Genomic DNA, 14199 nt, shown 5'->3' on the forward strand with positions numbered 1-14199 from the left:
TTGACCGGGCCGGGCGCAGCATGGCCGCATCGTCCCCGTGCCCGGAGATCGGTCATGCGCTTCACACGTCGCAAAGTGCTTGGAATGGGTGGCATGACAGCCGCCGCCGGCCTGTTTGGCCTGACCGCCTGCAGCAACCCTGCCCCGGCGGCGCCCGCCGCGCCCGCACGCCAGTTCGAGGTCATGCGCAGCGATGCGCAGTGGCGCGAACAGCTCACGCCTGCCCAGTACAGCGTGCTGCGGCGGCAGAGCACGGAGCGGCCGTTCAGCAGCCCCCTCAACAAAGAGCATCGGCGTGGCACCTTCACCTGTGCCGGCTGCGCGTTGCCGTTGTTCTCCTCTTCCACCAAGTTCGACAGCGGCACCGGCTGGCCCAGCTTCTGGGCGCCGCTGCACGATGCCGTCGGCGAAGACCGCGACACCACCCTGGGCATGGTCCGTGTCGAAGCGCATTGCCGGCGATGCGGTGGCCATCTGGGCCACGTGTTCGATGACGGCCCGCGCCCCACCGGCCTGCGCTACTGCATGAACGGCGTGGCCATGAATTTCGTCGCGGCCTGAGCGCCGTACTTCCCTGCGTCATAGAAGGACCTCTCCATGCTTCTGCTCGTGCTGGCCTACCTCGGTGGCGTGCTCACCATCCTCAGCCCCTGCATCCTGCCGGTGCTGCCGTTCGTGTTCGCCCGCTCGGACCGCCCGTTCCTGCGCAGTGGCCTGCCGCTGCTGATCGGCATGGCCTTGATGTTCGCCGTGGTCGCCAGCCTGGCGGCGGTGAGCAGCCAATGGGTGGCGCAGGCCAACCAGATCGGGCGCTGGATCGCGCTGGTGGTGATGGCGGTGTTCGCGCTGGCGCTGCTGTGGCCGGCGCTGGCCGACCGTCTGCTGTCGCCGTTCCAGCGGCTGGGCGCGCGGCTGAGCGCCTCGGCCGATGCGGCCAGTGACGCAGGGCGTGGGGGCGTTGGCACCTCGCTGCTGATCGGCATCGCCACCGGCCTGCTGTGGGCGCCGTGTGCGGGGCCGATCCTCGGCCTGATCCTCACCGGCGCGGCGTTGCAGGGCGCCAGTGTCGGCACCAGCGGGCTGCTGCTGGCCTATGCACTGGGCGCGGCCACCTCACTGGCCCTGGCGATCTGGATCGGCGGGCGGGTGTTCGCCGCGCTCAAGCGCCGCCTTGGCGTGGGGGAGTGGGTGCGTCGCGGGCTCGGCATCGCCGCGTTGCTGGCGGTGGTCGCCATCGCGATGGGCTGGGATACCGGTGTGCTGACCCGACTGTCCACGGTCAGCACCGCCAAGCTGGAACAGGGCCTGCTCGACGTGCTGCCAGGGCAGCAGCCGGTTGCCGGCGCGGCGATGATGAGCACCGCCGGTGCCCCCGGGCAACCGCTGCCGGTGGAGGGCACCCTGCCCTCGCTGGCCGGTGCGACCGACTGGCTCAACAGCCCGCCATTGGATGCACCGGCGCTGCGCGGCAAGGTCGTGCTGGTCGATTTCTGGACCTACTCCTGCATCAACTGCCTGCGTGCGATGCCCTACGTGCGTGAGTGGGCCGAGCGCTATCGCGACCACGGGCTGGTGGTGATCGGCGTGCATGCGCCGGAGTTCGCCTTCGAGCGCAACCTGGCCAACGTGCAGCGGGCGGTGAAGGACCTGAAGGTCACCTACCCGGTCGCAATCGACAACGACTTCGCCATCTGGCGCGGCTTCAACAACAAGTACTGGCCGGCGCATTACTTCATCGATGCGCAGGGCCGGATCCGCGCGCACCACTTCGGCGAGGGCAACTATGCGCAGTCCGAGCAGATCATCCGCCAACTGCTGCGCGAGGCCGGCAACACCCTGCCGGGTGACGATGCACCGGTAGCGATGACGCTGGACGGCGTGGCGCGCCAGGCCGATATGAACAACCTCAAATCACCGGAGACCTACCTCGGCCACGCGCGTGCCGAGAACTTCGCCTCGCCCGGCGGCCAGCGCCAGGACCAGCCTGCCGACTACACCGTGCCGGCCACGCTTCAACACAACCAGTGGGCCTTGGCCGGACGCTGGACCGTGGGCAACGAGGACGCCCGGCTGCAGACACGCGGCGGCCGTATCGCCTTCCGCTTCCATGCACGTGACCTGCACCTGGTGCTGGCACCGGGCGAGGACGGCAAGCCGGTCCGGTTCCGCGTGCGCATCGACGGGCAGCCGCCGGGCGCAGCAGCCGGTGGAGACATCTCCGCCGACGGCGACGGCCGCGTGGATGAAAACCGTCTGTATCAGCTGATCCGCCAGTCCGGCGCCGTGCAGGAGCGCACCTTCGAGATCGAGTTCCTCGATCCCGGGGTGCGCGCCTACGCCTTTACGTTTGGGTGAGGAGCCATCGCATGAAGATCGCAGTCGACAAACTCGTTGCAGGCGGCATCGCTGTCGCCATCGCCGCACTCACCGCCAGCGTGGTGGTGGTCGGCCTTGATCGGCCGGCACACGCTGCCGCCGCCACGACCATGGCCGTGCCTGCGCCTACCGGCAAGGCGGACCTGCGCCAACCAGGCCTGAAACGCGCCCAGGTGGTATTCGCCGGTGGATGCTTCTGGGGTGTGCAGGGCGTGTTCCAGCACATCAAGGGCGTGGACAACGCGCTCTCCGGCTACATCGGCGGCAGTGCGGCGAATGCCACCTATCCGCGCGTCGGCGGCGGCGGTACCGGCCATGCCGAGGCGGTGCAGGTCACCTACGATCCGGCCCAGGTCAGCTATGGCCAGCTGATGCAGGTGTTCTTCTCGGTGGCGCATGACCCGACCCAGCTCAACCGGCAGGGCCCGGACCGGGGCACGCAGTACCGCTCGGCGGTCTATGCCGACGACGCGGCGCAGCGCGATGCCGCCCGCGCGTACATCGCCCAGCTGCAGCAGGCCAGGACCTACGCCGCGCCGGTGGTGACCCAGGTCGATGGTGGCAAGCCGTTCTTCGCCGCCGAGGGGTATCACCAGAACTACCTCACGCTGCATCCCGAATCGCTGTACATCCGGATCAACGACCTGCCCAAGGTGGCTGCGCTGAAACAGCAGTATCCGGCCCTGTACCGCGAGCAGCCGCGCCTGGTGAGTACCACCATTTCGGCGCGCTGATCACGCGGCGAACCTGAAGAAAAGACGCACGGCACACATCGCTCTGCCGTGCGCGAGGGAAGTCATCACGGCCATGGTAGGCTCCGTCCTGAGGCGGGTACAGATGCAGATGAATGGCATCCGCACGGTTACAGATACCCGTGGACGCACAGACCGATGGCGAGCAACCTCTATCAATCCCTGGCCGATGAAATGGCCGACGCGATCCGCAGTGGACGCTTGCCGGTCGGCACCCGGCTGCCGTCGCTGCGCGGCCTGGCGACGCAGCGCAGCCTCAGCCTCAACACGGTGATCGCCGCCTATCGGCAGCTGGAGGATGCCGGGCTGGTGCTGCCGCGGCCGAAGGCCGGCTTCGTGGTCAGCCCACGTCTTCCCGAACCGACGCAGTCACTGCGGCAGGCACCCTCACCACCGACCGCACCCGCGCAGCACGCGATGATGGCGCGCGTGCTGGCCGCACAGCAGCAACCGGACATCGTCGATCTGGCGTTCGCCGGCCCGCGCGGCAAGCGTTTCTATCCCGGCGCGCAGCTGGCCCGCATCACCGCGCAGGTACTGCGCCGGGCGGCCACCACGGTGGAGACCTACGCACGTCCCAACGGTGCGGCACGGCTGCTGAACCAGATCGTGCAGCGTGGGCCACGGCTGGGGCTGCACACCACCACGGACCGGCTGGTGCTCACGCATGGTGCGATGGAAGCCCTGCAGCTGGCGTTGCGCGTGGTGACCCAACCCGGCAATGCGGTGGCGATCGAAGCGCCCTCGTATTTCAACATCTACCCGCTGCTGCGCAGCCTGGGCCTGCGCGCGATCGAGCTGCCTACCCATCCTAGGGACGGCCTCGATCTGGACGCACTGGAAGCGCTGCTCGCCGCCGGTGGCATCGCCGCGATCATGGCCATGCCGACCGTGCACAATCCGCTCGGCGGCAGCATGCCCGTGCCGAACAAACAGCGCCTTGCCGCGCTGGTGAACCATTACCAGGTGCCGCTGATCGAAGACGCGGTCTACGCCGAACTGCAGTTCAAGGAACCGCTGGAGCCGTTGGCCAAGAGCTTTGATCGCGATGGCTGGATCATGGTCTGCAGCGGCTTCTCCAAGACGCTCGCACCGGACTACCGCATCGGCTGGCTCGACGGTGGCCGCTTCGCCGCCGATATCCAGCTGCTGAAGTTCCACTCCTCCGGTGCCGAATCACGCCTGCTCGGGGACGCGGTTGCCGCGTTCCTGGAAGCGGGCAACTACGAGCATCATCTGCGGGGGTTGCGTCGGCTCTACAGCGATCAGGTCAGCCACGTGCGTGGCCTGATCGCGCAGCACTTCCCGCCCGGCACGTCGGCCACCCAGCCGACCGGCGGGTTCCTGCTGTGGGTGGAACTGCCCGCCGCGATCGATGTCGGGGAGCTGTTCGAGCAGGCCTTGGCCGAGGGCGTGGTGTTCATGCCCGGCCAGGTCTACTCGCGCGGTGCACGCTACCGGCATTGCCTGCGCCTGTCGTGCTGCCAGGAACTGGACGAGCGCTTCGCCGGCGCGATTGCCACGCTCGGCCGGCTGGCCAGCGCGCTGCAGACGCGCGCAGGCAGCTGACGCTCAGAACACCAGCCGGTCCGCCAGGCGGGCCGGGTCCGCACCCGGCGCATACGGCAGGCGCCCCCAGCACGGCATCGGCAGCCGCGCGGTGAGCAGTGCGACGTTCTCGTCGCGGCGTGCCATGGTGGGGTCCACCTCATTGGCGATCCAGCCGATGCAGCGCGCGCCCCGGGCCGCGATCGCCTCGGCAGTCAGCCGCGCATGGTTGAGGCAGCCCAGCCGCAGCCCGACCACCATCACCACCGGCAGCGCCAGCGCGTCCACGAGATCACTCTGGTCCAGCGTGGCCGACAGCGGCGCCAGCCAGCCGCCGACGCCCTCGACCACCACCGTGTCCGCGCTGGCGCGCAGGCGCTCGAAGGCGGCCTCGATCGGCGCCAGCGACAGTTGCACGCCAGCCTCTGCCGCGGCGATCTCCGGGGCCAGTGGCTGCTCGAGCGCGAACGGGTTGAGGTCGTCATACGCGGGCATCGGCATGCTGGCGGCCAGCAGGGCCGTGGCATCCTCGTTGCGCAGGCCTTCGGGCGTGCGCTCGCAGCCACTGGCGACCGGCTTCATGCCCACTGCGGTGCCGCCGTGGCGGCGCAGGGCATGCAGCAGCACACAGCTGCTGAAGGTCTTGCCGACGCCAGTGTCGGTACCGGTAACGAACAGGGCGGCAGGGCGCGGCGCAGGCAGGGACATGGAAACGACCGGGAGCGGAATCGCGTCATTATCCGCCCTCCCGGCAGCGCTGCGGTGCGGTCCGCTGCGTTCCGCCAGCCCCGGGGGCAACCAACCGCCGCACTTGGTAGACTGCGGCCATGTTCGATACCTCCACGCTCACCGGCAGCAAGCCGGAACAGTACGGCCAGCTGCTGGCCCAGGCCCGCGCTCTGGTGCACGGCGAGCGCGACCGCATCGCCAATGCGGCCAACCTGTCGGCGCTGGTCTACCACGCCCTGCCGCACCTGAACTGGGTCGGCTTCTACTTCTTCGATGGCAAGGAGCTCGTCGTCGGCCCGTTCCAGGGCCTGCCCGCCTGCGTGCGCATCCCGCTCGACAAGGGCGTGTGTGGCGCCGCGGCGTCGCAGCGGGTGACCCAGCGCATCGAAGACGTCGATGCGTTCCCGGGTCACATCGCCTGCGACTCGGCCTCGCGCTCGGAACTGGTCGTGCCGCTGGTCCACAACGGCGACCTGGTCGGCGTGTTCGATCTGGACAGCCCTTCGCTGTCGCGCTTCGATGCCGAGGATCAGGCCGGGCTGGAAGCGATCGCCGCCGTGTTCGTCGAGGCATTGGGATGAGTGGCGTCAAGCTGCGCAACATCGGCCCGAAGAGCGCAGCATGGCTGCGCCAGGTCGGTCTGCGTACGCCGGAAGATCTGGTGGCGGTCGGCGCGGTCGGTGCCTTCGTCAAAGTGCGCCGCGCCGGGTTCAAGCCCAGCTTGAACCTGCTCTACTCGCTGGAAGGTGCACTGCAGGACTGCCACTGGCAGGAACTGCCGGAAGCGCGCCGCACCGTGCTGGTGGCGGAGTACGAAGCGATCATCGCCGACCAGCCGCTGAAGAAGGCGCCGCCTGCCTCCGGTCCGGTCTACGACCGCACCGTGGAGCATCGCGATGATGACGGCGAGGAAGCGCCGCCGTTCGAGATGGACGACGACAACCGCTGATCCACAGGTACCGACACACCGTCGCTACCCGTGCGCTTCATACCTGCTGCAGCTCCAGCAGTTCGCCCCACAGCCGGTCGTCCTCGCGTTCCACGCGCAGACGCAGCCGCGTCCCGTGATCGATGCGCAGCGCCCAGCACATCGCCATCGGCAGGCCGCACACCTGCGACAGCACCATCCGCAGCGGTCCGCCGTGGCTGACGATCAAGGTCGGGACCGGCTCGGGTTCATCCAGCAACCGATGCAGACCGCGCGCGATGCGGCGTTCGAAGTGGCCCCAGCTTTCGCCATGCGGCGGTGGATTGGCGTGCGGGTCCAGATGGAAGGCGGACAGCGCATCCATCGGCAGCGCCTCCAGCGCGAGCCCGTCCCAGTCGCCGAAATCGAGTTCTTCCCATTCCTCATCGGCCTCCACGTCCACCGCGTGGGGCAAGGCCAATGCCTCGGCGGTCAACAGTGCTCGCTGCCGTGGCGAGGACAGCACACGCTGCCAGGGCAGCCCGGCATAACGCGCACACAGGGCGTCGGTCGCGCCCTCGTGCAGCGCTGGATCGGTGCGGCCATCAAGATGATCGTCGCGGCCGGTGCTGGCGTGGCGGATCAGATCGAGGATCATGCCGCGCCCCGTCTGCTGCCCGCTGCGGCCGGCCGGTGCGGGTCACGGGCGTCGGTGCCGGGGTGCTGCAACCACGTTGGGGTCATGGAGATCACATCGAAAAAGCGAGGCGCATTCTAACCGGTGCGCTCCATGGGCCCGGCCGATGGCTTAGACTGCGCCCACTTTCAGGTGACCTGGGGCTGCAATGCCGCCAGGTTGAAACGGGAAGCCGGTGACGCGTCAGGCCCTGTGCCACGCCACTCCGGCGCTGCCCCCGCAACGGTAAGCGTGGAAACACCAGGCAACACGCCACTGTGCTTCGGCATGGGAAGGCGCCTGGCACGATGGCACCGCCATCGACGCGCGAGCCCGGAGACCGGCCTGGAGGACGACTGGTTGCGATGCGGCGGGCATGGCGGCGGCAAGCAGGCGCCTGCGTGCGTCCGCCCACCGTCGAACACCCCTGCAGCGTGATCATCCCCACCCCTTGCCGCGCGGGCGTGCGCGGTGCATGGAGTCATCGATGAAGCTGCAAACCCGCGTTCTTTCCCTGGCCGTGCTGTCGGCCCTGCCCCTGCTGGCCTCCGCACAGGACGACGCCACCGCGCTGGACCAGGTGCTGGTCACCGCCACGCGCACCCCGATCGCCCTGCAGGACAGCATCTCACCGGCGCAGGTGATCGACCGCGCCGAGATCGAGCGCAGCCAGGCACCGTCGCTGCAGGATCTGCTGCGCGGCCGTGCCGGCATCAACCTCAACAACAGCGGCGGCCTGGGCAAGCAGAGCTCGCTGTTCCTGCGTGGCACCAACTCGGCCCACACCCTGGTGCTGGTGGATGGCGTGCGCATCAACACCGGCGACCTCGGCCTGGCCATGATCCAGGACCTGCCGCTGGCGCAGATCGAACGCATCGAGATCGTGCGTGGCCCGCAGTCCAGCCTGTACGGCGCCGATGCGATCGGTGGCGTGATCCAGATCTTCACCCGCCGCAACGCCGGCCAGTTCGCGCCGCACCTGCAGCTTGGTGGCGGCAGCAATGGTCTGCGCGAGGCCAGCGGTGGCTTCGGCGGCAGCGGGGAGCGTGGCTGGTTCGGCACCGACATCGCCTACCAGCACACCGATGGCATCAACGCCTGCCGCGGCGACGCCGCTACCTTCGCTGGCTGCGGTGCCGATGAGCCCGACCGCGACGGCTACCGCAACCTGTCGATGAGCCTGCGCGGCGGCTATGCGCTGACCGACACGCTGAGCCTGGAAGGCACCGCGCTGCGCGCCGAAGGCGAGAACCAGTACGACGGCTACTACAACTACTCCGAGACCCTGCAGCAGGTGCTCGGCGGCAAGTTGCGCTACACGCCGAGTGAGCGCTTCAACCTGACCGTGAACGTCGGCCGCGCTGACAACGAATCGGACAACTACAACGGTGATACCTGGCTGGGCAACGCGCAAACCCACCGCGACAGTGCGTCGGTGCAGGCCGACATCGGCATCGCTGACGGCCAGCTGCTGAGCGCCGGCGTGGACTGGAGCCAGGACAACCTGGACGGCAGCAGCGCCGGCTACCTGGTCGACAGCCGCGACAACACCGGTGTGTTCGTGCAGTACCAGGGCCGCTTCGGCGCGCACCACCTGCAGGCCAGCGTGCGCAACGACGACAACGAGCAGTTCGGCAACCACACCACCGGCAGCCTCGGCTGGGGTCTGGAGCTGGGCAGCGGTTTCCGCCTCAACGCCAGCTACGGCACCGCGTTCAAGGCCCCGACCTTCAGCGACCTATACGACCCGTGGAGCGGCGTGCCGACCCTGGATCCGGAGACATCCAAGAGCGCGAACATCGGCATCGCCCAGCAGGGTGATGGCTGGCGCTGGGGCCTGGACGTATACGAAACGCGCATCGATGACCTGATCACCTACGACGCGACCACCTTCATGATGTCGCAGGTCGAGAAGGCCCGCATCCGCGGTGCCGAACTGACCGGTGCGATCACCCTCGCCGGATTCGACCTCAACGCACAACTCAGCCACACCGACCCGCGCAACCGCACCGACGGCAGCGCGCAGTTCGACAACTGGCTGGCCCGCCGCGCACAGAACACCGCGCGTCTGGACGTCGATCGCCGTTTCGGTGACTTCCGCGCCGGCCTCACCGCCAACGGCGCCGGCAAGCGGTACGACAATGCGGCCAACACCGTGCGCCTGGGCGGCTACGGCACCGTGGATCTGCGCCTGGAATACGCGCTGACCCGCGATTGGTCCGTACTGGGCCGGGTCAGCAACCTGTTCGACCGCGACTACGAAACCGTCGCCTGGTACAACCAGCCCGGCCGCGAGTACCGCCTGAGCGTGCGTTACCAGCCGAAGTAAGGGATCTGGACGGCGGCACTGCCGCCGTCCCACCTCCGGTAGGTGCCGACCGTTGGTCGGCACAATCATTGAACCTGGTAGGTGCCGACCGTTGGTCGGCACACGCTCGAACGCCTTACAACACCAGCAATTCCCGCAGATCATCCATCACGGCAACCGCCTCGACGTTGTCCAGATCCAGCCCGCGCGGATACCCATAGCGCACCAGCGCCACCGGCATGCCTGCATCCACCGCAGCGCGGTAATCGGTGATCGAATCACCCACCATCAACGCTGCCTCGACAGCCACGTCGAAGTGTGCCGCGATATGCCGCAACGGCGCACCATTCGGCTTGCGCTCCGGCAGGGAATCCCCGCCCAGCACCAGTGCGAACACATCCTGCAGACCGAAATGCTGCAGCAACGGCGCCACCAGCGCGGACGGCTTGTTGGTGCAGATCGCCAGCGTCACCGAACGCTTGCGCAAGGCCGCCAACGTCTCGGTCACGCCATCAAACAGGCGCGGGCTGCGCAACAGGCACGCTTCGTAGTGCCGCATGAAACCAGGCATCACCTCGTCCAGATCGATATCGCTGCCGGCCGCGGTAAACGCCTGCTCGACCAGCCGCCGCACGCCATCACCGATCCACGTCAACACCGTCGCCTCCGGCACGCGCGGCAACTGCCAATCCTGCAGCGTGCGGTTGAGCGCTTCGGCGATATCGGCCGCGCTGTCCACCAGCGTGCCATCCAGATCGAACACCACCAACGGATACGGATACGACAAGACGACACTCACTTCAACGACGTGGGAGCCCCATTGTACGGCGGCACCGCAACGGCGCTGCTCATGCGCCGTTGACCCCAGGCACTCAGAGCAACGCCAGGAACTGCGGGCTGCTGAAACGCTCCACCAGGAAATCCAGGAAGCTGCGCATGATCGTCGGCAGCTGCCGGCGCGAGGCGTACACGGCGTGCAGCCCCAGCGTCTCCACCGTGTAGTCGGGCAGCACGGCCACCAGTTCGCCCGAACGCAGCAGCGGCGCGATCTGGTACATCGGCAACATGGCGATACCCGCCCCGGCGCGTACGGCTTCCAGCAGCAACGATGCTTCATTGGCGCTGATGTTGCCGCCCACCGCCACCGCGATCTGTCGCCCGTCGCGCTGCAGGTGCCACACGCTCTTGCCCACGTAGTGGTGGGTCAGGCAGTTATGCGCGGCCAATGCATCGGCCGAGCCCGGTGCACCGCGCTCGGCCACGTACGACGGCGCCGCACACAACACCGACCGGCACGGCCCAAGATGGCGCGCGATCAGACTCGGGTCGATTGCGCGTGAGATGCGTACGGCGATGTCCACCCGCTCTTCCACCAGATTCACCACCCGGTCGACGAGTAGCAGTTCCACCCGCGTCAGCGGATGGCGTTTGACGAACTCGGCCACCGCCGCGGCCAGGTGGAGCTGCCCGAAAGAAACACTCGCGGTCACCCGGATCAGCCCGTGTGGCTCGGGGTTGTCAGTGGCCAGCTCAGCGTGCAGTTCATCGCCGATCGCCAGCATCTGCCGGAAGCGAAGCAGCGCCGCTTCTCCCGGCCCCGTCAGGCTGATCCGGCGCGTGGTCCGGTGCAGCAGACGCGCGCCCAGCCAGCGCTCTACCTCGGCCAGATAGCGCGTCACCATCGCCCGCGACATCTCCAGCGCCTCGGCCGCAGCGGTCAGGCTGCCACGCTCGGCCACCTCGACGAACACGTTCATGGCAGTCATCCGGTCCATTTGATCGATCCGTGCAACAAATTAGGCCGTTATACGCGGTTTTTCGTTCGATTCCAGAGGCATACGCTGGCCTTCCCTCCTCAACGGACCTCCCCCATGAAAATCGCTCTCGTTGGTGCCACCGGCAACATCGGCCGTGAAATCACCCGTCAGGCGCTCGCCCGCGGCCACCAGGTCACCGCCATCGTCCGCCGTGAGACCGACCTCCCGGCGGAACTGGACGGCGCCCAGCTGGCCGTGGCCGCGCTGGATGACACCGACGCGCTGGCCGCCGTGATCGCCGGCCATGACGTCCTGGCCAGCGCCTTCGGCCCGCGCCCGGGCGATGACCCCACCACGGTGACCACCACCAGTGCCGCCCTGGTCGCCGCGGCGCGCCAGGCCGGCGTGCCCCGCTTCATCATGGTCGGTGGCGCCGGCAGCCTGGAAGTCGCCCCCGGTGTGCAGCTGGTGGACACCGAGGGCTTCCCGGATGCCTACAAGCCGGTCGCCCTGGCCGCCCGCGAGACGCTGAAGCAGCTGCGCGCCGTCGACGACCTCGACTGGACGTTCTACTCCCCGGCCGCAGAAATCGGCCCCGGCCCGCAGCGCGGCGGCTTCCGCACCCAGGCGAAGAACTTCCTGGTCGGCGATGACGGCCACAGCCGGATCAGCTACGCCGACTACGCCGACGCCTTCGTCAGCGAAATCGAAACCCCGCAATACCTGCGCCAGATCGCCACCGTCGCGTACTGAGCCCTGCCCGCCCCGGCGATCCCCGCCGGGGCACTGGATGGAACCGCCCCCATGCCCACGCTCTCCCGCACCACCCTGGCCCTCAGCCTCGCTCTGATCACCGGCCTCACCGCCCTCACCCCGGCTACCAGCCATGCCCGCCCCGCCGCGAACGCACCCGCGCAGGCCGCCCCCCTCGCGGTGCAGCCGTACCACCCCGGCGACAACGCCCTGTTCGCGGTCTCCTCGACCCTGATCACCGGCCCTCACGACGCCATCCTCGTGGATGCCCAGTTCGCCGCCACCGATGCCGCGCAGCTGGTCCAACGCATCCGTGACTCAGGCAAACGCCTGACCACGATCTACATCAGCCACGGCGACCCCGACTACTACTTCGGCCTGGCCACCCTGCAGGACGCCTTCCCCGACGCCCGCATCCTTGCCACGCCCGCTACCGTCGCCCACATCAACGCCACCCAGGCCGCCAAACTCGCGTTCTGGGGCCCCCAGATGGGCGCAGGCAAGCCGAGCCGCATCGTCATCCCCGCCCCACTGGACGGCGACACCCTCACCCTCGAAGGCCAACCGATCAAGATCATCGGCCTCACCGGCCCCACCCCGGACCGCACCGTCCTGTGGATCCCCTCCCAGCGCACCCTCCTCGGCGGCATCCCCATCGTCGCCGGCGAACACGTCTGGATGGCCGACACCCAAAGCGCGCAATCACACGCGCACTGGCTGCAGACCCTCGCCACCATCAAGGCCCTGAACCCCACCCGCGTCATCCCCGGCCACTACGCAGCCGATGCAGCCCTGGATATCAGCGCCGTGGATTTCACCGCCAACTACATCCGCGCCTTCGACGAAGAAACCGCACGCAGCAAAGACGCCAACGCACTGATTGCCGCGATGAAAAAACGCTATCCGAACCTGGCAGGCGAGAGCTCGCTGGAACTGAGCGCGAAAGTAGCCAAGGGTGAAATGCAGTGGCCGTAATGACGCATCCGTAGAAACCAAACGTCATCCGCGAATCTCGAAACGCACGACGCGTTTCCCCTCTGCGCACCGACATGTGTCGGGGGGACGACGCGGGTGGGGTATCGGGACCGTGTGTTGCCATGGATGGCAACACACGAGCCTACATGGACGTACTTGCGGCGGGTCCCGATACCCCACCCGCGTCGTCCCAAACTCTCACCACGCAGATACCAGCGCCTTAGCAGTTGATCTTGATCTTGATGTCGCCGTTGCCGTTGCCGTTGCCGTCAACACTTGAACAGATCAAGAAAAACGGCAAAAACCGCGGACGAATACCGCCCAGCTACACATCACCAAGATGATCAAACAACCCCGGCTGGCGTACCACCTCCCGCTCCCGGAATCCCCCCAACCCCACCCCCACCAACCGATACCGCGTCTCCAACGGCAACTCCACCCGCGCCCGCAACCCCAACGCAATATCGCGCAGCTCCTCCACCGAATCCGGCGGCGACTCCGGCGTAAAACTGCGCGTAATGATCCGGAACTGCGACGTCTTCAACTTCAACACCACCGTATGCCCCACCCGGTCCGTCTTGCGCGTCGCCAGCCACGTCTTCTCCGCCAACTGCACGATCGCCGGCGCCAGATCCTCCAACAACAGATCCTCCGCGAACGTATCCTCCGACGAAATCGACTGCACCGGCTGATCCGGCTCCACCGGCCGCTCATCCACACCGCGCGCACGATTGAACAACCGCCCCCCGAACGTCCCGAACCGCGCCTCCAGTTCCTCCAGCGGCAGCGCACGTAGATCACCCACCGTCGCCACGCCCAGCTCGGCCAGCTTCGCTGCCATCACCTTGCCCACGCCCGGCACACGGTTCACCGGCAACGGCGTCAGGAACTGCTCGATGCGATGCGGCGGCACCACGAACTGCCCATCGGGCTTGCGCCAATCCGAGGCGATCTTGGCCAGGAACTTGTTCGGCGCGATCCCCGCCGAGGCGGTCAACTGCGTCTCTTCGCGGATCTGCGCGCGGATGATCTGCGCGATCTCCGTCGCCACCGTCATCCCGCCCTTGTGCTCGGTCACATCCAGATACGCCTCGTCCAACGACAACGGTTCCACCAGATCCGTATGCCGCAGGAATATCTCGCGCACCTGGCGTGACACCGCCTTGTAGCGGGCGAAATCCGGCGGCACGAATACCGCATCCGGACACAACCGCTCCGCGCGCAGCGCCGGCATCGCCGAACGCACCCCGAACACCCGCGCCTCGTACGAGGCCGCGCAGACCACCGAGCGCATCCCACGCCACGCCACCACCACCGGTTTGCCCCGCAAAGAAGGGTCGTCACGCTGCTCCACGGACGCGTAAAACGCATCCATGTCGACGTGAATGATCTTGCGGGGGCGGGACACGGGCGTTGGC

General features: G+C 67.9%; 14 protein-coding genes and 1 riboswitch. Of the genes, 9 read left to right on the plus strand and 5 right to left on the minus strand.

The window, feature by feature from the left end; translation table 11 throughout:
* Nucleotides 1-54: 54 nt before the first annotated feature.
* The 4 genes from msrB (at nucleotide 55) to K4043_RS14425 (ending at nucleotide 4697) form a co-directional block, all read left to right on the plus strand.
* The gene (msrB, locus tag K4043_RS14410; RefSeq protein WP_123731267.1) at nucleotides 55-561 is read left to right on the plus strand and encodes a peptide-methionine (R)-S-oxide reductase MsrB; all 507 of its coding nucleotides are present in this window, start codon (nucleotides 55-57) and stop codon (nucleotides 559-561) included.
* A 36-nt stretch (nucleotides 562-597) separates the two neighbouring features.
* Entirely contained in the window at nucleotides 598-2355 is a 1758-nt protein-coding gene (locus K4043_RS14415) for a cytochrome c biogenesis protein DipZ (RefSeq protein WP_265309716.1), read from the plus strand.
* 11 nt (nucleotides 2356-2366) lie between these two features.
* A complete protein-coding gene (msrA, locus tag K4043_RS14420) occupies nucleotides 2367-3110 on the plus strand; it encodes a peptide-methionine (S)-S-oxide reductase MsrA (RefSeq protein WP_265309717.1) in 744 nt (247 codons plus the stop codon).
* Between the two features lie 156 nt (nucleotides 3111-3266).
* Complete coding sequence (locus tag K4043_RS14425) at nucleotides 3267-4697, plus strand: PLP-dependent aminotransferase family protein (RefSeq protein ID WP_265309718.1); 1431 nt, start codon at nucleotides 3267-3269, stop codon at nucleotides 4695-4697.
* A gap of 3 nt (nucleotides 4698-4700) precedes the next feature.
* On the opposite strand, the gene bioD is transcribed toward K4043_RS14425, so the two are convergent.
* Nucleotides 4701-5384, minus strand: coding sequence for a dethiobiotin synthase (gene bioD / locus K4043_RS14430; RefSeq protein ID WP_265309719.1), 684 nt, complete (start codon nucleotides 5382-5384; stop codon nucleotides 4701-4703).
* 119 nt (nucleotides 5385-5503) lie between these two features.
* Here bioD and K4043_RS14435 point away from each other — a divergent pair, with 119 nt between their 5' ends.
* The gene (locus tag K4043_RS14435; protein ID WP_265309720.1) at nucleotides 5504-5986 is read left to right on the plus strand and encodes a GAF domain-containing protein; all 483 of its coding nucleotides are present in this window, start codon (nucleotides 5504-5506) and stop codon (nucleotides 5984-5986) included.
* Nucleotides 5983-6354: a TfoX/Sxy family protein gene (locus tag K4043_RS14440; RefSeq protein ID WP_123731273.1), complete on the plus strand. Its 372-nt coding sequence runs from the start codon at nucleotides 5983-5985 to the stop codon at nucleotides 6352-6354. Before K4043_RS14435 ends, K4043_RS14440 begins: the two co-directional genes overlap by 4 nt.
* Nucleotides 6355-6391: 37 nt before the next feature.
* Here the strand turns inward: K4043_RS14440 and K4043_RS14445 are convergent, their stop codons facing one another.
* Nucleotides 6392-6970: a histidine phosphatase family protein gene (locus tag K4043_RS14445; RefSeq protein WP_123731274.1), complete on the minus strand. Its 579-nt coding sequence runs from the start codon at nucleotides 6968-6970 to the stop codon at nucleotides 6392-6394.
* 152 nt (nucleotides 6971-7122) lie between these two features.
* Nucleotides 7123-7352, plus strand: a riboswitch (cobalamin riboswitch).
* A gap of 123 nt (nucleotides 7353-7475) precedes the next feature.
* Here K4043_RS14445 and btuB point away from each other — a divergent pair.
* A complete protein-coding gene (gene btuB / locus K4043_RS14450) occupies nucleotides 7476-9317 on the plus strand; it encodes a TonB-dependent vitamin B12 receptor (protein WP_265309721.1) in 1842 nt (613 codons plus the stop codon).
* Nucleotides 9318-9432: 115 nt separating this feature from the next.
* Here btuB and gph read toward each other — a convergent pair whose 3' ends face one another.
* Nucleotides 9433-10083 (minus strand): phosphoglycolate phosphatase, encoded by a 651-nt coding sequence (gph, locus tag K4043_RS14455; protein WP_265309722.1) that lies wholly within the window; start codon nucleotides 10081-10083, stop codon nucleotides 9433-9435.
* Between the two features lie 85 nt (nucleotides 10084-10168).
* Nucleotides 10169-11071, minus strand: a complete 903-nt coding sequence (locus K4043_RS14460) for a LysR family transcriptional regulator (protein ID WP_123731277.1) — start codon at nucleotides 11069-11071, stop codon at nucleotides 10169-10171.
* A gap of 96 nt (nucleotides 11072-11167) precedes the next feature.
* On the opposite strand from K4043_RS14460, the gene K4043_RS14465 reads away from it, so the two are divergent.
* The gene (locus K4043_RS14465; RefSeq protein WP_265309723.1) at nucleotides 11168-11806 is read left to right on the plus strand and encodes an NAD(P)H-binding protein; all 639 of its coding nucleotides are present in this window, start codon (nucleotides 11168-11170) and stop codon (nucleotides 11804-11806) included.
* A gap of 51 nt (nucleotides 11807-11857) precedes the next feature.
* Nucleotides 11858-12781: an MBL fold metallo-hydrolase gene (locus K4043_RS14470; protein WP_265309724.1), complete on the plus strand. Its 924-nt coding sequence runs from the start codon at nucleotides 11858-11860 to the stop codon at nucleotides 12779-12781.
* Between the two features lie 325 nt (nucleotides 12782-13106).
* Here the strand turns inward: K4043_RS14470 and dinB are convergent, their stop codons facing one another.
* Complete coding sequence (gene dinB / locus K4043_RS14475) at nucleotides 13107-14189, minus strand: DNA polymerase IV (RefSeq protein ID WP_123731280.1); 1083 nt, start codon at nucleotides 14187-14189, stop codon at nucleotides 13107-13109.
* Nucleotides 14190-14199: the final 10 nt, after the last annotated feature.

The organism is Stenotrophomonas sp. SRS1, from assembly GCF_026130205.1.
Taxonomy (GTDB): domain Bacteria; phylum Pseudomonadota; class Gammaproteobacteria; order Xanthomonadales; family Xanthomonadaceae; genus Stenotrophomonas; species Stenotrophomonas rhizophila_B.

Excerpts from the sequence above, each read along its gene's own strand:
- K4043_RS14460 (WP_123731277.1), bottom strand. The coding sequence starts at position 11,071 with ATGGACCGGATGACTGCCATGAACGTGTTCGTCGAGGTGGCCGAGCGT.
- msrA (WP_265309717.1), top strand. The coding sequence starts at position 2,367 with ATGAAGATCGCAGTCGACAAACTCGTTGCAGGCGGCATCGCTGTCGCC.
- btuB (WP_265309721.1), top strand. The coding sequence starts at position 7,476 with ATGAAGCTGCAAACCCGCGTTCTTTCCCTGGCCGTGCTGTCGGCCCTG.
- K4043_RS14435 (WP_265309720.1), top strand. The coding sequence starts at position 5,504 with ATGTTCGATACCTCCACGCTCACCGGCAGCAAGCCGGAACAGTACGGC.
- K4043_RS14465 (WP_265309723.1), top strand. The coding sequence starts at position 11,168 with ATGAAAATCGCTCTCGTTGGTGCCACCGGCAACATCGGCCGTGAAATC.
- K4043_RS14445 (WP_123731274.1), bottom strand. The coding sequence starts at position 6,970 with ATGATCCTCGATCTGATCCGCCACGCCAGCACCGGCCGCGACGATCAT.
- msrB (WP_123731267.1), top strand. The coding sequence starts at position 55 with ATGCGCTTCACACGTCGCAAAGTGCTTGGAATGGGTGGCATGACAGCC.
- K4043_RS14440 (WP_123731273.1), top strand. The coding sequence starts at position 5,983 with ATGAGTGGCGTCAAGCTGCGCAACATCGGCCCGAAGAGCGCAGCATGG.
- K4043_RS14425 (WP_265309718.1), top strand. The coding sequence starts at position 3,267 with ATGGCGAGCAACCTCTATCAATCCCTGGCCGATGAAATGGCCGACGCG.
- K4043_RS14415 (WP_265309716.1), top strand. The coding sequence starts at position 598 with ATGCTTCTGCTCGTGCTGGCCTACCTCGGTGGCGTGCTCACCATCCTC.
- bioD (WP_265309719.1), bottom strand. The coding sequence starts at position 5,384 with ATGTCCCTGCCTGCGCCGCGCCCTGCCGCCCTGTTCGTTACCGGTACC.
- K4043_RS14470 (WP_265309724.1), top strand. The coding sequence starts at position 11,858 with ATGCCCACGCTCTCCCGCACCACCCTGGCCCTCAGCCTCGCTCTGATC.